This window comes from Thiocapsa marina 5811 (assembly GCF_000223985.1).
Classification (GTDB): Bacteria; Pseudomonadota; Gammaproteobacteria; order Chromatiales; family Chromatiaceae; genus Thiocapsa; species Thiocapsa marina.
The window spans coordinates 502162-521568 of the sequence record NZ_AFWV01000001.1 but is presented as its reverse complement, the minus strand read 5'-3'; the positions used below and the strand labels follow the sequence as shown (position 1 = coordinate 521568).

The 19407-nt window shown below is 55.4% G+C and carries 19 protein-coding genes; 18 read left to right on the top strand and 1 reads right to left on the bottom strand.

The genetic code is table 11. From position 1 onward, the window contains the following. Window positions 1-227: 227 nt before the first annotated feature. From THIMADRAFT_RS02355 to THIMADRAFT_RS02340, 6 genes are all read left to right on the top strand, one after another. Window positions 228-1061, top strand: a complete 834-nt coding sequence (locus tag THIMADRAFT_RS02355) for an NAD-dependent epimerase/dehydratase family protein (RefSeq protein ID WP_007191348.1) — start codon at window positions 228-230, stop codon at window positions 1059-1061. A 46-nt stretch (window positions 1062-1107) separates the two neighbouring features. After that, entirely contained in the window at window positions 1108-1305 is a 198-nt protein-coding gene (locus tag THIMADRAFT_RS26400) for a hypothetical protein (protein WP_139052656.1), read from the top strand. Beyond that, window positions 1292-2062, top strand: coding sequence for a cephalosporin hydroxylase family protein (locus THIMADRAFT_RS02350; protein WP_007191347.1), 771 nt, complete (start codon window positions 1292-1294; stop codon window positions 2060-2062). Before THIMADRAFT_RS26400 ends, THIMADRAFT_RS02350 begins: the two co-directional genes overlap by 14 nt. Window positions 2063-2138: 76 nt before the next feature. After that, window positions 2139-2345 (top strand): hypothetical protein, encoded by a 207-nt coding sequence (locus THIMADRAFT_RS02345; protein ID WP_007191346.1) that lies wholly within the window; start codon window positions 2139-2141, stop codon window positions 2343-2345. Between the two features lie 217 nt (window positions 2346-2562). Next, the gene (locus THIMADRAFT_RS27675; protein WP_233490127.1) at window positions 2563-2712 is read left to right on the top strand and encodes a cephalosporin hydroxylase family protein; all 150 of its coding nucleotides are present in this window, start codon (window positions 2563-2565) and stop codon (window positions 2710-2712) included. A gap of 121 nt (window positions 2713-2833) precedes the next feature. After that, on the top strand, window positions 2834-3718 hold the full coding sequence (locus THIMADRAFT_RS02340; protein WP_007191344.1) for a DUF2887 domain-containing protein: 885 nt from the start codon (window positions 2834-2836) through the stop codon (window positions 3716-3718). A 379-nt stretch (window positions 3719-4097) separates the two neighbouring features. On the opposite strand, the gene THIMADRAFT_RS02335 is transcribed toward THIMADRAFT_RS02340, so the two are convergent. Further along, a complete protein-coding gene (locus tag THIMADRAFT_RS02335) occupies window positions 4098-4409 on the bottom strand; it encodes a hypothetical protein (protein WP_007191343.1) in 312 nt (103 codons plus the stop codon). 261 nt (window positions 4410-4670) lie between these two features. Between THIMADRAFT_RS02335 and THIMADRAFT_RS02330 the strand changes: the two genes are divergently transcribed. The 12 genes from THIMADRAFT_RS02330 to THIMADRAFT_RS02280 all read left to right on the top strand — a co-directional run bounded on the left by THIMADRAFT_RS02330 (window position 4671) and on the right by THIMADRAFT_RS02280 (window position 19393). Next, window positions 4671-6188 (top strand): lipopolysaccharide biosynthesis protein, encoded by a 1518-nt coding sequence (locus tag THIMADRAFT_RS02330; protein WP_007191342.1) that lies wholly within the window; start codon window positions 4671-4673, stop codon window positions 6186-6188. 97 nt (window positions 6189-6285) lie between these two features. Beyond that, the gene (locus tag THIMADRAFT_RS24355; protein WP_007191341.1) at window positions 6286-7182 is read left to right on the top strand and encodes a glycosyltransferase family 2 protein; all 897 of its coding nucleotides are present in this window, start codon (window positions 6286-6288) and stop codon (window positions 7180-7182) included. A gap of 63 nt (window positions 7183-7245) precedes the next feature. Continuing rightward, window positions 7246-8625 carry a hypothetical protein gene (locus THIMADRAFT_RS02320; RefSeq protein ID WP_007191340.1) on the top strand — a complete coding sequence of 460 codons (1380 nt, stop codon included), beginning with the start codon at window positions 7246-7248 and terminating at the stop codon, window positions 8623-8625. Between the two features lie 39 nt (window positions 8626-8664). Next, complete coding sequence (locus THIMADRAFT_RS26395) at window positions 8665-8979, top strand: hypothetical protein (protein ID WP_139052655.1); 315 nt, start codon at window positions 8665-8667, stop codon at window positions 8977-8979. A gap of 180 nt (window positions 8980-9159) precedes the next feature. Then, on the top strand, window positions 9160-10182 hold the full coding sequence (locus tag THIMADRAFT_RS02315) for a polysaccharide biosynthesis protein (RefSeq protein ID WP_007191339.1): 1023 nt from the start codon (window positions 9160-9162) through the stop codon (window positions 10180-10182). Continuing rightward, a complete protein-coding gene (locus tag THIMADRAFT_RS02310) occupies window positions 10179-11087 on the top strand; it encodes a dTDP-4-dehydrorhamnose reductase family protein (RefSeq protein ID WP_007191338.1) in 909 nt (302 codons plus the stop codon). The genes THIMADRAFT_RS02315 and THIMADRAFT_RS02310 overlap by 4 nt, the downstream gene beginning before the upstream one ends. A gap of 1005 nt (window positions 11088-12092) precedes the next feature. Next, window positions 12093-13214: a non-hydrolyzing UDP-N-acetylglucosamine 2-epimerase gene (gene wecB, locus THIMADRAFT_RS02305; RefSeq protein WP_007191337.1), complete on the top strand. Its 1122-nt coding sequence runs from the start codon at window positions 12093-12095 to the stop codon at window positions 13212-13214. Continuing rightward, a complete protein-coding gene (locus THIMADRAFT_RS02300) occupies window positions 13214-14401 on the top strand; it encodes a glycosyltransferase family protein (protein WP_007191336.1) in 1188 nt (395 codons plus the stop codon). Before wecB ends, THIMADRAFT_RS02300 begins: the two co-directional genes overlap by 1 nt. Window positions 14402-14454: 53 nt before the next feature. Continuing rightward, a complete protein-coding gene (locus tag THIMADRAFT_RS02295) occupies window positions 14455-15699 on the top strand; it encodes a glycosyltransferase family 4 protein (protein WP_007191335.1) in 1245 nt (414 codons plus the stop codon). After that, the gene (locus tag THIMADRAFT_RS02290; RefSeq protein WP_007191334.1) at window positions 15696-17027 is read left to right on the top strand and encodes a phenylacetate--CoA ligase family protein; all 1332 of its coding nucleotides are present in this window, start codon (window positions 15696-15698) and stop codon (window positions 17025-17027) included. The genes THIMADRAFT_RS02295 and THIMADRAFT_RS02290 overlap by 4 nt, the downstream gene beginning before the upstream one ends. Before the next feature lie 3 nt (window positions 17028-17030). Then, window positions 17031-18218: a glycosyltransferase family 4 protein gene (locus THIMADRAFT_RS02285; RefSeq protein WP_083829180.1), complete on the top strand. Its 1188-nt coding sequence runs from the start codon at window positions 17031-17033 to the stop codon at window positions 18216-18218. After that, window positions 18215-19393 (top strand): glycosyltransferase, encoded by a 1179-nt coding sequence (locus tag THIMADRAFT_RS02280; RefSeq protein ID WP_040729238.1) that lies wholly within the window; start codon window positions 18215-18217, stop codon window positions 19391-19393. Before THIMADRAFT_RS02285 ends, THIMADRAFT_RS02280 begins: the two co-directional genes overlap by 4 nt. The last annotated feature ends 14 nt before the right edge of the window (window positions 19394-19407 follow it).

Genomic DNA, 19407 nt, shown 5'->3' with positions numbered 1-19407 from the left:
GCGTTGGTCCCGCTCGTAAGCGGTTCAGAGGATCGCGCTGTGAGGAATCTGGTCGGAGTGAACAACCCGATAACGCGATTCCTGCCTACCCGCCAAGTCATCAGCAGTGGTACGGGCGTCGTCAGGCGGTGTTCGCAAACTGCTCTATCCGATGATCCCATCCTGCGCTTGGACTTCCCGGCGCAACCGCGACGATGCAAGTTTCCAACGCACAACAGGATTCAGCCTTGACCACGATTGCCTTGACCGGAGCAACCGGCTTTGTCGGTCGGCAGATCCTGCGCCATCTCGTGGAGCAGGGGCATCGCGTCCGAATCATCGTCCGCACCGGGACAGTACCCGAAGATCTCGGTACGGCGAATCTGCACGTTATTGAAACCGACGATCTGTTTTCGGAGCCGCACGAACGGCTTTATCAGGCACTGCAGGGCGTCGAAACGCTCATCCACACCGCCTGGTATGCCGAGCCTGGCCAGTACCTTACCTCTCCGATCAATATCGAGTGTCTGACCGGAACGCTCCGCCTGGCTCAGGCATTTCAGGAAGCGGGCGGGCGGCGCTTCGTGGGCGTAGGCACCTGCGCGGAATATGATCTCGACGCGGGGATGCTGAAAACAACCACTCCACTCAAGCCAAATATCCTATACGCCGCATGTAAAGCATCAGTCTTTCAGGTCCTGAGCCAACTTCTCCCGGCCGCCGATGTCGAGTTCGCCTGGTGTCGTCTCTTCTATCTCTATGGCGAGGGCGAGGACTCGCGGCGCTTGGTTCCCTATCTGCGCCAGAAACTTGAAGCCGGCGAGCCGGCCGAGTTGACGAGCGGCAACCAGATCCGCGACTTTCTCGATGTACGCGAGGTCGGCGCAATGATCGCTGACACCGCTCTCGGCCAACGGCAAGGCCCGGTCAATATTTGCTCCGGGATCCCCGTAACCGTGCGTCAGCTCGCGGAGCGCATCGCCGACGATTATGGCCGCCGTGACCTTCTGCGGTTTGGCGCGCGCCCCGACAATCTGTTCGATCCGCCCTGTATTGTTGGTGTTCGCGAGGAATCGTTATGAGCATTTTGCCCTTCTGCGCTAACGCATCGGAAAACCGGTCAACCTTGTGATCGACGTCAACCCAGCCAAGCAAGGTCAGTTCTCGCCGGGAACGGGATTAGAGGTTCGCTCGCCAGCCGATGCGCTCCAAGGACTACAGCCTGGTGCGACGATCTACCTGATGAACTCAAACTATCTTTCAGAAATCAAGCAAATGTCCAACAATGCCTACCACTACATCGGGGTCGACCATGACGGAGTTTGAGCAGGAGGTTCATAACCGCCTCGCCGCGGTGAGCGACGACCGACAACTCACGAAAGCAGGCCACGAGTTTCTATTAGCCTCGACGCTGCCGAAGTACTCCTATAACTTCTTCTGGCAAGGTCGCCCCATCATTCAATACCCCCAAGACATCGTCGCGATGCAGGAGCTGATCTGGCAAGTCAAGCCAGACCTCATCATCGAGACCGGCATCGCCCACGGCGGCTCGCTGATCTTCAGTGCCTCCATGCTCGCGTTGCTCGATTATTGCGATGCGGTTGAAAGCGGCACGACACTCGATCCCAAGGCAACCCGCCGCCGCGTGCTCGGCCTCGATATCGATATCCGTGCCCACAACCGCACGGCTATCGAGGCCCACCCGATGGCCCACCGCATCGACATGATCGAGGGCTCATCCATCGCCCCGGACGTCATCGCGCGTGTCCAGGCCATCGCCGCCGAACATCAACGCATCCTGGTCTGTCTCGACTCCAACCACACCCACGACCACGTCCTGGCCGAGTTGGAAGCCTACGCCCCGCTCACCAGCGTCGGCAGTTACTGCGTCGTCTTCGACACCATCATCGAAGACCTCCCGGCCGACATGTTCCCCGACCGCCCCTGGGGCCCCGGCGACAACCCCAAGACCGCTGTCCATGAATACCTCAAGACCCACCCCGAGTTTGAGATCGACAACCAGATCGACCACAAACTCCTCATCAGCGTTGCGCCGGATGGGTATCTGAAGCGGGTGAGGTAGGCGTTGTTGGAGTGAGCAACTTTAACCGCGCCGGTTCGGTTGACGCCAAAGACCGTTCGATTCGAGGCAAAGACGAATGTATGCGATAGAGATCGAAGCGGACCTGAAGGACGGTGTCCTGACGATACCTGACGATTACAGGTCCCTGAACAATCAGCATGTGCGCATCGTCATGCTGCTCGAAAACCATTATAGCGATCCAGAGCTACGTGCTCTTTCAGAGCATTCGGCGGCAATGATCCAAGAATGGCACGATACGGCCGAGGATGAGGTATGGAAGTAAGCTAGGCAGAGATTCGAAGTCTGAAGATCGCTCGTGACACCCGCTCTGCGGTGTCACGCATGCACCTGGCGCTCCGCGCCACGTGCCACGATGGCCGGAGTAGCGAGCAAGGCCCTCATGAGCACGTCCCTGCCGAGTTGGAAGCCTAAGCCCCGCTCACCAGCGTCGGCAGCGACTCGTCGTCTTCGACATCATCATCGAAGACATGCCCGCAGACATGTTCCCGAACCGCCCCTGGGGCCCCGGAGACAACCCCAAGACCGCTGTCCATGAATACCTCAAGACCCACCCCGAGTTTGAGATCGACAAACAGATCGACCACAAACTCCTCATCAGTGTTGCGCCGGATGGGTACTTGATGCGGTGAGAGTGATAGAAAGCGTAGCGGGCGAATTCTTTCACAATCTCTCCGGCATGAGAGCACGCCAGCGACGCACAAACGAGTCGTGTAAACTGCGGGTTGGATATCGCCACAACCGAGCCGACCGATGAAGACGGACCACCCGATCTACCTCTTTCTCTCCGCCGGCGCCGAAGCCTTCCGCGTACTCACCGGCGGTCGTGAACTGGTCGGTCCTTACCGCTTCTGTTCCCTGACGATCAAAGGGCTGGAGCGGCGTTTGGATGGCATTTTCGAGCCCGACGGGCACGATGGGCCGGTCTACGTGGTCGAATTCCAAGGTCAGCATGCCGATAGCGCTTGGTACAATCTGCTGACCAAGATCGGACTGTACGGCGAGGCCCATCCGCACCGGGATGTGATCGGCGTGGGGATCTTTCTGCGCGAGCAGGACCGTCCGCGCTTTCCACGCTGGGCGAACCAGGCCCAGGCGCCGTTGCTGCAGGTCGCGCTGCGGCAGGTCTTGCCGAACTGGCTGGCGCGCGAACCGGACAACCCCTACGTGGCGGTCTTTGCGCCACTGCTGATCGCGGACGATGACGACTTGCGTGCCCGCGCGCAGGGCTTGTGGCGCACCGTCCAAGAGGCGTCGCTGGCCCCGGAGGTGCGTGAGATTCTGGGGCAGGTGCTGGAGTTTTGGTTTTTCGAGCGATTTCGCGGCCTGACCGCGAAGGAGATCTGGGCGATGCTGAACTTAGTGACCCCGATTCAGGAAACGAAGGCGTATCAATCGATCTATGCCGAGGGCGAGGTCAAGGGCAAAGCCGATGGCAAGGTCGAGGGCAAGGCCGAGGGCAAGGTCGAGGGAAAGGCCGAAAGCCTCAAGCGTCTGCTCGCGCGTCGCTTCGGCCCATTGTCCGCAGGGGCGGAGCAGCGCATCGACACGGCGCCGGTCGCGCAATTGGACGCCTGGCTCGACGGGATCTTCGATGCCGTGAACGTGGAAGACCTGATCGGTCCGGCGTCCGGCTGAGGCGGGGGCCGGCGAGCAAGACGACGTGGCGACAAGGCGCCTCCGATTGCTCCGGCCCCGTCCCTCATTGGCTCCTTGATTCCGTGGTACGTCCCCGATTTCTCGCTGCGACGTTCACGCGCGTGCTCGTTTCCCCGTTCACTTGGCGGGATGTCGGTTCGATGTGGAGGCGACCCCGGACATGCAGCAGGACAACGCGGTGGGCGCCTGCGCCCAAGCTGCTGTATGGATGGGATGACGCACCCTGCGGTGGCGTGAAGGCCGATCGGCGCTGACCCCTGCGCAGATCACGTCTTCAGCGACGCGCTTCGTCGTCAACGGCCGCACGTTGCCGAACCGGCAAGGGCTGAGGTTGGAGTAAATGACTGAAGTGGTGCGTTCAGCCGGATATGCGCCGCACCTGATCGAGTTGCGGTCGCTGAGGGACATTGGGCAAAATGCTTTTCCCGAGGAACAGCAGGCCCAGGTTTATCGAAAGCTTTACCCCGATGTTGAGTCTGGAATTCCTATTGTCCTCGTGCTGATACCACGAAGCGGCGGCCACGCGGTTGTCGTTGTCGGTCACCAGTGGAGCGCTGGTGAAGCGACTGCAGCCCGGCCAATCCTCGCTCGCGGACCACGCGACGTTGAGTTTGTCGACGCGTCGGCGTGGGCCCAGCCGTTCCTGATTCACAATGACAACACCGGCCATTTTGACAGAGCTCCCTTTCAAGGAAAGATGCATGCAGGCGTTCATCGCTCGCTAACTGCGGGGGAGGCTCCGAAGCGCAGCAAAAGCGGGTGATGTTTCGTGATGGTTCAATAGCTTCAAGAAGGAGCGTACCTACGGCGAGGTCTCCGCCAAATTCTGTCCTTAGGCTCCGCACCCGTTTCAGCTGCGGTTAACTATCCAATAGAGCCAATAGCTGAATCGCTGCCGCGTTAACGGAGTGCCAATGCTTAGTCGGAACGAATGTTAAAAAGAAACCTTATCGCTAACTATCTAGGCCAGGGATGGACTACGCTGATTAACCTGATCTTTATCCCAGTGTACATTCATTACCTGGGAATCGAAGCCTACGGGTTGATCGGCATGTTCGGGGTTCTGATTGTCTGGTTGAGTCTATTGGACCTCGGCATGAAGCCTACCCTCAGTCGAGAGTTAGCGCTTTTCACTGGTGGCGCCTACACCGTCGAAGCGATAAGAGACCTGTTGCGAAGCGTTGAATTTCTAGCAGTCACCATTGCTGTCTTGATCGCTCTGGGAATTGGGTCGTCCGCGACCTGGATCGCTTCAGAGTGGCTAAACACCGAGAACATCCCAACTGCGACCGTCGCTCAGTCGATCGCAATAATGGGTTTAGTCACTGCATTAAGATTCGTGGAAGGCATCTACGCAAGCAGTCTGGTCGGGTTGCAGCGTCAAATGATGCTGAACCTTATCAAGAGTGGAATGGCGACAATTGGTGCGGTAGGCGCTATTTTCATCCTCGCACTCGTTTCCCCCACTCTTCAAGCTTTTTTTGCGTGGCAAGGTATCGTCTCAATAGCCACACTTCTAATTCTCGCGGTTTCGACCTACTCTTCATTACCGAAATCGGGGAGGTGTGCGCGCTTTTCCGTCAAATCACTTCAAAGAATACGCCGATATGCCTCAGGAGTTCTTGGTATTGCCTTTCTCGGAATCCTGTTAACCCAAATTGACAAAGTCATCCTTTCGAAGCTGCTCAGTTTGTCCGACTACGGATACTACACGATAGCAGCCGTTGTTGCTGGCAGTTTGTTTACGCTGGTCGGGCCGATTACGCAAGCCTGGTTCCCCCGGCTAAGTCAATATCATGCCCAAGGAGACGAGGATGCGCTCGCCGAATCCTTTCACCTCGGTGCCCAGATGATTACAATAATACTCGGGAGCGTCAGTCTGGTGCTTATTGCCCATTCCAACACGATCCTCCAACTGTGGACACGGAATTCCGAACTCGCTGAAGATGCTGCTGTTTTGGTCAGCTTACTTGCATTTGGAAACCTTCTAAACGGGCTCTGTCACTTACCGTATCACGCCCAACTTGCGCATGGGTGGACAGAACTAGGGGTCCGTAGCAATGCAATCGGCGTAGGCATAATCGTTCCGGCCATTATTCTAGTGGTGCCGCATTACGGTGCAGTCGGGGCGGCTGCGGTGTGGATCGCTCTTAACGTGGGTTACGTCGTCATTATTCCGCAGTATATGTATGAGCGAATCCTCATTGGCCAGAAGAAGCGCTGGTATTTGGACGACTTATTATATCCACTACTGGCTGCGACGTTCGCTGTCACCTTCCTCACGCTAACGATGCGCATGGGCGACTCGGCTGCTGTCCAATTCGCCGAACTACTATTCACGATTGTAGTAGCGACCCTGAGTGCGATACTTGCTGCCGACAAAGTCCGCCCGATTGTCTGGAAAGCCATCTGCACGAACATCAGGGCACGGAAATGTGTAATCGGATAGATTCGATCTAAATTTTGATTGGCTCTAACATGCCTTGCGGACGTTTCCGAAGAACTTCTTCGCATGGCGCCTATAAGATCTCGCTCCGAGCTAAAATATGTCTCCTCTAGTTTCAGTGGGAATGCCGGTCTATAACGGCGATCAGTATCTTGAGCAAGCTCTCGATTCTCTTTTGAATCAAGTCTATGATAACTATCAAATTATTATCGTCGACAATGCGTCGACCGACAGGACTTTCGAAATCGCCAAAGCGTACAGTTTTCGGTCTCCGAAAATCAAGTATCATCGTAATGACCAAAATATCGGTGCGGCAGCTAACTTCAACAAAGCATACGCCTTATCAGAAGGCGATTACTTCATGTGGGCGGCCCATGATGACTGGTGGGCGCCAAGTTACATAAGCACCTGTGTCGACGAATTGGAGCGCTACCCTGATTCGGTATTGTGTTATACGGACCAGCTCGTGAAAGACGGTTCACGCGAGCCCATAGCGTCCCACTTTCGAGACGTCGCGACGTCTAAAATGACCGTGAGTCAGCGCTATTCCTCGGTATGCTTTCATAACTGGGGGCTCATTTATTGCGTTATTCGTCGCCCCGTTTTGCGTGACCTTGAGTTGTTCTCGAATTATGCCTTGACAGAGGGTGTTCTCGTGGCTTCGTTAGCAATGAAGGGAAGTTTCCGACATGTACCGCAGTTGCTCTTTCTAAAGCGAGAAGGGAAGGCTTGGACGAAACAACAAAAGAAGGTCGCCTATGGCATAAACGGCCGTTTCGAAGAATTCCTGAAGATTAATTTGCTTTACCTTTATGCCGGGTTCAAATACCTCACGGTAGCAGTGCTGCCAAGTCACAACAGACCGATTGAGAAGCTAGTGTGCACGCTCATCACAATACGGAACTATTTAGGAATGAAAGCACTGCGATACTCTGCGATTAAGCGATTTGGATCGATCTTTCTTGATCCCGCGAACCGCCGCAGCCTCGATTCCTGAGTCGCGCGCTCAACCTCATCGTTTTTTTGAATTTTCACTCTTGGTTATAGCCCCAGGTCGCTGATGTTCGATGTCATCCTAACGTTGATCGTCTGCACGGTCATTGCCATCATCCTGCACTCCATCAGCATCAGCGGTCGGAATCCTTTTGAGCCGATCTATTACGTATTGATTGGTTACATCGGAGTCTTCGTTCTTCAGGGGTTCCAAGGTCGGATGGTATTGCCGTACATATACGATACCGAGTTTCTTTCATACTCGCTCTTTCTGGCATGGATGTCATTGGTCCTGTTTTATCTCGGCTACCGCAGCGGCTTTGCTCGCCGAGTCCCCTTGCGCTTGCCCAAGGCACCGGATTGGCAGCCTGGAGCCCTAGTCCGGTACGGAACGATACTGTTCTTCATAGGCGTCGTTTCGCAGGTCATATTTATCTCGCAATCCGGTGGCGCAGAGCAGTTCTACAGTCAGGCTCGGGGGGCTGGAAATCACGCAGGTTCGACTGCATACATTTATGTCGCCAAAACCCTACTATACATTGCTTTGCCGATTCTCTTTATCGAGGCTGCGAGAGGATCGCTTTCAGCTCCGATACGGTTTTCTGTCTATTTTGTGACGGCCGTATTGTTTGTCTACCAGGTTTATATCGGGCAGCGGTCCGGTGTGTTTCTTATGGGGGTGTCGATTCTAGCTTGGTGGTACCTCCCCAGAATGGTTATTAACCAGATACCGATGGGTAGAATCCTACTCATTATCGCGTCGATACTCATACTGGTCGGGTTTACCGCTTTATTCCGGACAGAGTTTTTCGTAGGGTCAGACTTAGATCGAACTAAGCAATTCTTTGAGCAAGAGCTCGCGGATCAGTTGCGAGAGATGATGGTGACCGGGTTGCTCGGAGGTGGGGGGACCGACCAGTTCTCTCATGGGAACGAACTCTCTGGCTACCTTCAAACGCTGAATGTTGTGCCCGATCGAGTTGGTCATGATTTTGGGGCCGCCTATCTGAGGTACTCGTATCATTGGATACCAAGAATGGTTTGGCCCGACAAGCCCGTTGTTGCAGACTCGATGAGAGAGCTGATAGACGCTGCCCCAGCTCTTATTTCGGGAACCAATACCATGCTGGGGTCCTATTATTATTCCCTTGGTTTGATCGGTCTTGTGCTGGGATCCCTGGTCACCGGCGTTGTATTCGGCGCGCTTGAGTACTGGAGAAAACTCTACCCGAGATGCGATTCAATCCTACTAGTTTACCTTGTGCTGTTCGCCTATGGTCGGACGGTCGTCATGGCCGGTGGGATCCTTGCAGGTCTTGATACCTTGCTTCCTTTTGTTATCCTTCCCATCGGGATAGCCTTTTGGATCCTGCGACGTGATGAACGTAGAAAAAGACGTTGGTTGAGAACCCGAGTCCCAGGTGGTCTCCAAGGTCGCCACCTTTAGGTTCGGTCCTGATTCGCGACAGGTCCTAGGAAGGTCACGTTGAGCCGCTTTGTGCTCGCATGTTTCGGTCGCGTCCAACACCGCCGTAACACAGTTTTTCCTATGGACCAGAAGGCGTTTGATACTGTAGCGGACTTGTCCGGATGGGCTGATCGCGCCTTCATTGATGCCCAATCTCCTGAAATGACTCGTGGCTTGCATCTGAAATCATCGCGTCCCGACACGGATCTCGACCATGATCATCGCCTGTTCCACCTGCCGGATAGTCGGGCGGCATCCGGCTGTAACAATCTGATTCGCAAAACCATGCGCTGCGAGACCCTACCCATAACAGAGTTTTTGGCGAATCGATGATCAAGGCTCAGAAGTTATTTGATCCGGTCTGCCTGAGTTCATTAGTTCGGACATCGTTATTGTTCTGACCGTAATGAGTCGGACCCCAAGATAATCTGCACCATGCCCCTTCGGTCCGCCGATCGGAACATCGGTTTAAGCCGCTCATCTGACTATAGTCGTCCTTCCTTAGAGGCATCTATGTTTGCTGGAAAAACGTTGCTCATTACCGGTGGCACCGGTTCGTTCGGAAATGCTGTACTTGATCGGTTTCTCGATTCGGAGGTCGGGGAGATTCGCTTGTTCAGCCGAGACGAAAAGAAACAGGACGACATGCGTCGGAAGTATCAGAACAAGAAGATCAAGTTTTACATTGGCGATGTCCGCGATCTATCCAGTATCGAGAACGCGATGCGAGGCGTGGATTATGTATTCTCCGCGGCCGCGTTAAAGCAAGTACCCTCCTGCGAGTTCTACCCGTTGGAGGCGGTACGGACGAACGTTCTCGGTACTGACAATACGCTCGAGGCGGCCACCCGCTGCGGAGTGAAACGGGTGATCGTTCTGAGCACGGACAAAGCCGTATATCCGATTAACGCGATGGGGATGTCTAAGGCCCTCATGGAAAAGACGGCGATCGCTAAAGCGCGAAGCCTTGACGGGCGAATCCCGATTATCTGCGTAACCCGGTATGGAAATGTTATGGCCTCCAGGGGTTCGGTGATCCCCTTGTTTGTGTCGCAGATTAAGCAAGGTCGGCCGTTGACCATTACTGACGCCGAGATGACCCGTTTTATGATGTCCTTGGATGATTCGGTCGAGCTCGTCCTGTTCGCCTTTGCCAACGGGAATCCGGGTGATCTCTTCGTTCAAAAAGCGCCGGCGGCGACCATCGGGCAGTTGGCTCGGGTACTCCTGAAGATCTTCAAAAGCGATTCAGAAGTTCGAGTCATTGGGACGCGCCATGGCGAGAAGAAGCACGAAACATTGGCAAACCGTGAGGAGCTTGCTCGAGCTGACGATCTTGGAAACTATTATCGTATCATGTCGGATATGCGTGATCTTAATTATGAGATCTTTTTCGAAAATGGTGAAACGGAGGTTTCCTTCCAAGACGACTACACGTCGTCGAATACCCATCGCCTTTCGGATGAGGAACTCACTTCACTGTTGTTGAATCTTGACTATATTCAGAAATCATTGGATGGAGGGCAGCCTGAGTGAAGGTTCTAGTCCTTGGTGCAACCGGTATGCTCGGGCACCGATTGCTCTTTGGCCTTGACGAGCTTGGATACGAAGTCTTGGCGGGTGTAAGGAGAGACCTGTCCAAACATTTGCCTTATTCCCGCCTGCCAGTTCTAAACGAGCAACGACGCGTTGTGTCCGGTATCGATGGGTTTGATACCAAAGAGATGAAGAAGAGGCTTCTCGAAGTTAAGCCGGATGTGGTGTTGAATTGTATAGGCGTCATCAAGCAGCGAGTCGAAGGAGATGCTAGTATTCCATGTATCGCGTTGAACGCGCTGTTGCCTCATGTACTGGAGGAAATTGTATCAACGTGGAACGGCTGGCTGATTCATTTTAGTACTGATTGCGTGTTTACGGGGAAATCCGGGCAATATTCCGAGAACGATGCTTCCGACGCGACCGATCTGTATGGTCGTACTAAAGCGATGGGGGAGGTTGTAGGGCCGCATGCGCTTACCCTTCGCACCTCGATTATCGGTCCGGAGTTGAGCTCCCATCTTTCTCTGGTCGATTGGTTTCGGTCACAAGACGGGAGAGTGGTTCGAGGTTACGCTAGGGCGATCTATTCGGGTGTGACGACTCGAGAGATGGTGCGTGTTATCGATTTGCTTTTACGCGAACATCATTCGCTGAGGGGACTCTACCATCTCGCGTCAAATCCAATTAGCAAATATGATCTCCTTTGCATGATCAAGGACGCAGTGGGGCTTTCGATGGTGATAAAGCGTGACGAGGTTTCGGGTGTGATCGATCGTTCATTGCGGGCGGAGAGGATTAGCATGGATGCGGGTTATATTCCGCCTAGTTGGCCTGAAATGATCGCAGGGCTGGCTGACGATCTTGTCACGTATCCGGAGCTATATACGTTGCATGCTCAATAGAAGAACGAAGTGCTCGCCTGCTATAGTTGGCTTAATCGGGATATGGGGGTATTTTCATGAGTGGAGCGGATGATGGGAATGTAGCGGGAGACTGGGATGTTGAGGATCTGGAGCACGTAGAATGCTGTCCCGTTTGTCATGGTCACGGGAGTTTGGAGCTTTCCGGTCTCGCGGACAATTTTCACCGAACGGCACCAGGACGTTGGGATCTGTGGAAATGCGAAGTTTGTTCATGCCGCTACATTAACCCGCGCCCCAGTCGTAAATCGATCGGGATAATCTATGATAACTATCCAACACACAATCTTGCGGAAGGAGACAACGAGATTTTCGCGCACAGGGTTAAGTTGAGGAGCAGAGTGCGCCGGGCCGTCCTCTTCGGTGAGCTTAACAGAAGTTCTGGCTATCATCTGGAGCCATCATCTAGGTTATTGTCTAGGCTTGCACAGTGCACAATCCGGTCCGGGCAATGAGTGAAGCATTTCGGGTTCTAGCACCTGGAGGTTTGCTATACATTGGCACGCCCAACTGCATGGCTTGGGGTTTTAGCATTCTTCGCGGTCGATGGCATGCGCTTCAGCCTCCCTATCATTTGGTGTTGCTTCATCTGGATGCTCTTTGCGCCATCGGGGAAGGGGCGGGGTTTCAGCGCTTTTCTTTGAGAAGCGTGTCGACTCCGTCATCTGGGATGCGTGCGAGTCGGCAGACTACTGCCCGTCTGGATGGGACCGTAGGGGAACGACTTCTGATGTCACTTTACAGCGTCGTGGGGGTCGTGTTGGGTCTCATACACGTAAGGAATCAGAGATTCATGGAGTCCTTTGGGATGTCCTTTCGGAAGCCCTTGTAGTCACGTGGTGGTTCGGTACGAGTCGAGCCCCGTCATTGATGGAGTGTCGGTTGTAGTTTTGGTAAGTTCTTGTAAATCCTTTTTCGGCGGCGGTCCTACCATCGATCGTTGATTCCTACAGGCAGATGACTTGGGGTTTGGGATAAGGGTTCGCGATGCGCGTCATGACGATTATTGGGACACGACCGGAGATTATTCGGTTATCAGAAACGATTAAGGTTCTTGACCAAGTGTTTGACCATCGGCTTATTCACACGGGTCAAAACTACGACCACGAGCTCAATCAGGTCTTCTTCGATGATCTCGGTTTGCGCAAACCCGATCACTTCTTGAACGCTGCCGGGACGGATGCCATCGAAACGATATCGCGTGTCATGACCGGGGCCGATCGTGTGATGGCGGAGATAGAACCGGAGGCGCTGCTGATCCTCGGTGATACCAACAGCGCCCTGGCGGCCTATCCGGCAAAACGGCGTCATATCCCCATCTTTCATATGGAAGCAGGGAACCGGTGTTTTGATTTCCGGGTCCCCGAAGAAATCAATCGGCGCATCGTCGATCACATCAGCGACGTCAACCTCACGTACAGCGAGCATGCCCGGCGTTATTTGATCGCCGAGAATTTTCCTCCGGATCGGATCATCAAGACGGGTTCGCCGATGAAGGAGGTGATCGAGCGGCATCGGCACGCGATCGAGGGTTCGGATGTTCTGACGCGGCTCGGGCTAAGTGCCGGAGATTTCTTCGTTGCCAGTGTCCACCGTGAGGAGAATGTGGATCAACCGGCGCGTTTAGCTGCACTGATGGCGTGTTTGGATGCCGTTGTGCAGCAGTATGGATGTGACGTCCTCTTCTCCGTCCATCCGCGCACGGCCAACCGCCTCGCCGCCCTCGGGGTTCACCCGGATCCTCGGATCCGGCTCATGAAACCGCTTGGGTTCATCGACTATATCGCTCTGCAGTGCAGTGCGCGTTGCGTCCTCTCCGACAGCGGGACCATCACGGAAGAGGCGAGCCTGCTGGGTTTCCCCGCGGTCACGTTGCGTCAGGCTCATGAGCGTCCGGAGGGAATGGACGAGGGTACTGTGGTGCTCTGTGATCTGCGTCCGAAGCGCGTGATGCAATCGATTGCGGTCGCTCTTGCGCAACGGGATGCGATCGGGCCCTCGCGTATCGTCGATGACTACGAGGTCGATCAAGTCTCTTGGAAGGTTGCGAAGATCATGATGGGTTATACCGATGTCGTGCGCCGCGAGGTCTGGAAGGAGACCCGGTGATGGGCGTGCAGAAACCGATGCGTCTGGCGATGGTCAGGTGTGGTGCGCTCAAGCGCCAGCATCACCTGACAACACTGTGCCGATACCTTTCTGATCAGGGCTTTGCGATCGAGTTCTTTAGCCTTCAGGCCCCTGAAAGGGAGGTGGATTGGTTCGGCAAACAGGTGGCGGGGCTGCGGGCACATCCGCTGGGTGAATGGTCTGGCAGGGGGTTAGATCGCTTCCTGAAAGGGGGTTTGGCACTCCGACATGCACTGAAAAAAAGTGACTTTGATCTGCTCTATGTGATCGATAGCTGGACGTTGCGCTACCTTGGCGTCGCAACCCTCGGGGCAATGCGCTGGGATAAGAAGCCTTTGGTGTATCACACATTCGACATGCTTGCCCCCCATGTCGCAGCGCGTTCCGACATGCTGCTGGAGGGCCATGCGTTGCGTAGCAGCGATCTGAACGTGAATGCTGACCGATCACGGGCAGTCCTCGCGAAGGCGCTGTTCGGCCTCAAGGATGTCCCGATCGATATCCCTGTCAGGGTGTTGCTCGACGAGCCGATGCCGGAGCGCGATATGGCATTACGCAAGTCCTTGGTTGGGAATTCCCCTCACAATCCACGGTTCATGGTGGTGTGTCCGACAGGGCTGAGCGGCGATCGGTTAAGCAAGGAGATCATTCATGCGTTCGCCCACCTTCCGCCGCATTATCATTTGATCACGATCGATGGCGGGGGATCCTACGCGAGCGAATGCCGTCTTCTGGTCGATAAACTTGGCTTGCGTGAACGGGTCAGTATCCTTGAGCCAATGAGCTATGAGGCCCTGCAGCGAATTTGTGCGTGCGCCGACGTCGGGTTGATCTTCCACAATGCTGAGGCCAGTCTTGGCAACTTCCTCTGTCACCCCAGCCGCTTGGCTTATTTTGTCGCCATGGGTCTACCGGTCGTGGCGAACAATGTGCCGGTGATGGAGGCTGTGATCTACCGTCATGGTTTGGGTCGGTGTTGCTCTGCGTATAATCCGGAGAAGATCGCGTCAGCGATCGAGGAGATCTGCACCGGTCCGCTTCCACTTAATGATCGGCGGCAGGCGATCTTGACGGCATTTCGGGATGAGCTGCATTTCGAGGCGTCAGCGGCGCGTTTGACGACGGCGTTGCGTCGGTTGCACCATCCACGGGCTGACGCTGTATAGGTCTATTGCCTGACGGCTCTGTGTCGTTACAGTATCGTTGCCAGGATATCTCAATGAAAGTCGTTGTTGCACAATTGGGCGCCCGCATGCATTACGCGGTCGCGCGCATACTCTATCGCGCGGGGCGCCTGGAGCACCTTTACACCGATATTACCGCAACCAAGGGATGGCCGCGGCTGCTCCGGGCGGTGCCGGATGTCATCACCCCTGCGTCGGTGCGTCGCCTGAAGGCGCGCGTCCCCATCGGCATCTCCGAATCTCGAATCACTGCTTTTACGTCCTTTGGGCTTGACTATGTTCGGCGGTGTCGGCGGGGAGGCAATATCTCGGATGTCATGGCCACCCATTTATGGGCCGGGTCGAGGTTCAATGAATTGGTACTTGCCGGCGGCTTCGGCGAGGCACAAGCCGTTTATGGTTTTAACTCGGCTTCGCAGGTCTTGTTTTCGGGTGCCAAGGCTGCGGGTCTTTCCTGTGTATTGGAACAATCGAGTGCCCCCCGGAGGATCGAGCGGGAATTGATGCGTGATGTCACCGCACGGTTTCCCGGTTGGCACGATAACAAGCTTGCGGATCAACATGGCGATGCCTTTGCGGATCGGGAGGCGCGGGAGTGGGCTCTCGCGGACAGCATTTTCTGTCCCTCCGAGTTCGTCAAAGACGGCTTGATTCAGTCTGGTGTGGCGCCCTCGAAATGCGTTGTTGTCCCCTACGGCGTGGATATCGGCAGGCAGAACCAAACGGTCCGCAGCGTTCCGCAGCGGTCTGCGTCGGGTCCCTTCAATGTTCTGTTCGTGGGTCGCGTTGGCTTGCAGAAAGGGGCAACTTATCTTATCGAGGCATTGAGCAAGCTTCGTGACCGTCGGATCCACTGCCGGATGGTCGGCAGCATCGGTATTGACATGAGCCTTTTGCGTTCATTGCTGCCCGATAATGTCGAGGTCGTCGGGGCGGTGCCACGGTCCGAGATAGGTGTGGAATACGCGAACGCCGATCTTTTTTGTCTTCCGAGCCTCTGCGAGGGGTCCGCGACCGTTATCTACGAGGCATTGGCAGCCGGTCTGCCGGTTGTGACGACGCCGAACGCAGGCTCGATCGTGCGTCACGGTGTCGAGGGGTTCATCGTGCCGATCCAGGACGCTGACGCACTCGCGGATCGACTTGCGCAGCTTGAGGCGGATCGCACGCTGCTGGCACAGATGAGACAAGCGGCATTATCCCGAAGCGCATACGGGTCCATCGCGTCTTACGGGCAGCGCTTGCTGGATGCCCTGGATTCCATACCGAGGGCTCAATGAGCATTCGTTCCCTTCCGATCTTCCCGCTTCGCTCGCAATTCTTAAAGGCACAAGTCTATTCGGACAGACTTGACAGCGGATCCGATATACATTGCTCTGCCTTCCAGTTGCAGCGATTAAGAACAATTTGGGATGACTGCGTCCAAGACATTCCATACTATCGTCACCTCGTCACAGGTGGCGAGGCCCCACGGCACATCGTATCTTGGACAGACTTCAAGCAAATCCCGGTTCTCGATCGACGCATTCTGCAGGAACGTGCTTCCGACTTCATTCGAGACTCCGGTCCGCCGGATAGCTCACTGTCCACGGCCGGTTCGACGGGGCAGCCGGTGCAGTTCGGGCAGTGGCGTACCGGAATGGAGCCCGTTCGAATCGCGAAACTCGTCCCTTGGATTCGACTTGGCTATACCTTGGACGATGCGTTGTATCTGATTTGGGGGCACGCTCATCTGCTGGGGACGGGCTGGCGTCGCCACTATAATCACGCGCTCCGCAAGACGAAAGATTGGGTCGCCGGTTATCGACGCGTTGATGCCTACAGCCTAGACCCGAAGAAAGCTGAGGCAATTGCATCCGAGATTATCCGTATCCGACCCGCCGGGCTGATCGGATATGCGGCCGTGCTGGATCTGTTCTGTCGTTATACCCCCGCTTACCATGCCGATCTGCGCGCCGCTGGACTCAAGTTCGTCATGCCCTGCGCAGAACCGCCGCCGCGCGAGGACACGTTTGATCTCTTCCGGTCCGTTTTCGGATGCCCGATCGTTCAGGAGTTCGGTGGCGTCGACTTCGGACATGTCGGTTTCAAGATTGATACAGCGCCGTACGTTCTCTTCCCGGACTTGAATGTTCTCGAGGCCGAATCGGATACCACAGACTCGGGGATGGGTGCGGCACTCGTGACGACCCTGTATCGACGTTATGTGCCGCTGATTCGCTATCGGCAAGGCGATGTGATCACCGGTATTCAGCGTGACGAACATGGACGAGTGACAGCCTTTGATGAGCAGATTGGTCGTGTCAATGATATGATCTCTCTCTCCGACGGCGGTAGTGTCCACAGTGTAGCGATCGTTCATTGCTTCAAAGATGAGCCTTCCATTTTCAATGTTCAACTTGTGCTTCGAGACGAAGGTCCCACGTTTTCACTCGTGGTTCAAAAAGAAATACCCATCACGGTCGAAAACCGGATCCGCCATCGCCTGCGCCAAGTCCATCCTGCCCTTGAACGTGCAACATTCGAGTATGTCACCGATCTTGGGACCAACCGCGCAGGTAAGAGGCGATGGGTTTTGGATCTTCGAACGAAGTCATTGAAGTTATAACGTATGGACAAAGAGCGAATAGCCATCATTTTTCATCATATTGGACCATATCATCACGCAAGACTTGCTGCAGCGAGCGAGAGGATGGATCTGATCGCGATCGAATGGTCCGCACAAGGTTCGTATGAATGGGGGCACGCCGGGGAAAGCCGCACGTATGAAAAAACTACGGTGTTTCGGAGAGCGCCGCGAGCGAAAGCGGCAGTGCCAAGGTTGCAGACTGAATTGGCGTCAATTTTTCAACGGACATGCCCGCGGGTTGTTGCGATTAATGGCTGGAACGATTACGGCGCAGTGACTGCAATGCGCATCTGCGTCAAAATGGGAATTCCGTTTGTGATCATGTCAGACAGTGCCTACCATGACTTCACCCGCCATTGGTGGGTGGAAGCAATCAAGCGTCGCGTTGTGAAGCTAGCAAGCGCCGCTTTTGTGGCGGGTTCTCCGCATAAGGATTACGTTGTCCAACTTGGGTTGCGACCTGAGTCAGTATTCCTCGGTTACGACGTTGTCGATAATGCCTATTTCTCTGATTCGGCTCGACGGTTAGGTGAGCAAAGAGACGGCGGGGATTTGCCTCGAGGTGATTACTTCTTAGCATCAAGTCGATTCGTTCCAAAGAAGAATCTATTTAGACTTCTTAGTGCTTTTAATGCATATCGCTTAACTGCCGGCGGCGAGGCATGGGAGTTAGTCATTCTAGGCGACGGGGAGATGCGTTCGGAGATCGAGTCGCATATCAGTAACTTGGAGTTGACCTCTTGCGTTCATCTGCCTGGTTTTCGCACATATTCTGAGTTGCCGATGTATTATGCCCATGCCGGTGCATTCGTTCACGCTAGTACGACGGAGCAATGGGGCTTGGTCGTTAATGAGGCGATGGCGAGTGGTTTACCTGTGCTTGTATCGGATCGTTGCGGATGCGCCACCGACCTTGTTGGTCACGGCGTCAATGGCTTTCAATTCGATCCTTTTGACGTCCGTCAGCTTTCGGAATTGATGTTGTTTACTGCATCTAGCGGTTGTGATCGCCTTGCAATGGGTCGGGCAAGTCAGGAAATCATTAGCAAATGGACTCCGGATAGGTTTTCGCAGGGGCTGATGGACGCAAGCAGTTATGCGATACGCGAGGGAATGCCGGCGCGAGGCATGGCTGATCGCGTCCTGCTGCGGCTTCTTGAGCTGAAATGAGGGTTGGCCACCTCACAGGGTCGATCTCCCGCAACGCCGGTGGCCTCTTCTGGTCCGTTCGGTCGTTGAGCCATCACGTCAGTGCGGAGGGATGGGACGTTACGGTGTTCTCGCCGTCGGATGAGTTCTCGGATGACGACATCGGGCATTGGGACGGGTTGGACGTGCGGGTAATCCCACGGCTTGGACCGGGGGCGTTCGGATATGCACCGGCGCTGGCATCTGCCCTCAAGGCAGCGCATCTCGATGTCGTACATACGCACGGTCTTTGGATGTTTCCGTCTGTTGCCGCATGGCGGTGGTCGCTTCGACGAGGGGCGCCGCTCGTCATCTCGCCTCGGGGCATGCTTGATCCGTGGGCGGTCAGAAACTCGGCTTGGAAGAAGAGGCTTGCTGCAGCGGCTTTTGAGAATGCGCATTTGCGGCGGGCAGCTTGCCTGCACGCTCTATGCGTGTCTGAGTATCAATCAATCCGATCCTATGGGTTGAGGAATCCGGTCGCAATCATTCCCAACGGTGTCGATGTTCCGGATAGCGGGCGGAGTTTGTCGATCGCCATGTCGAAGGCCGACCGGTCTCTCGATGAACGGCGGCTATTGTTCTTGAGCCGACTTCATCCGAAAAAGGGCCTTACCAATCTTTTGCTGGCGTGGGCTCAGACACGGCAGGCCGCGGCTCAGCAAGCTGAGGCTTGGAGGCTGGTCATCGCGGGTTGGGATCAAGGCGGACATCAAGACGATCTGCAGTGTCTCGCCGACTCTTTGGGTATTCGGGACTCGGTGCAGTTTGTCGGCCCGCTGTTCGATGAGGCGAAGGCGCTCGCGCTGGCCGCTGCCGACGCCTTCGTGTTGCCATCCTTCAGCGAAGGTCTACCGATGGCGGTCTTGGAGGCGTGGGCGGTGAGTCTGCCGGTGCTGATGACGCCCGGATGTAATCTGCCCGAGGGCTTTGCCGCGGATGCCGCATTGGCGATGGCGCCGGAGCCGGAGTCGATTGCCGTCGCACTCAACCGCCTCTTTGACATGTCCGCTGCGGAGCGGCAGGCGATGGGCGCGCGCGGTCGCCAACTGGTCGGGGATCGTTTCGCGTGGCCAAGAATTGCGGTGCAGATGTGTGACGTCTACCGATGGGTGTTGGGGCAGGGGCCTAAGCCTGATAGTGTCGTGATCGACTGATGAATGTGACGGGA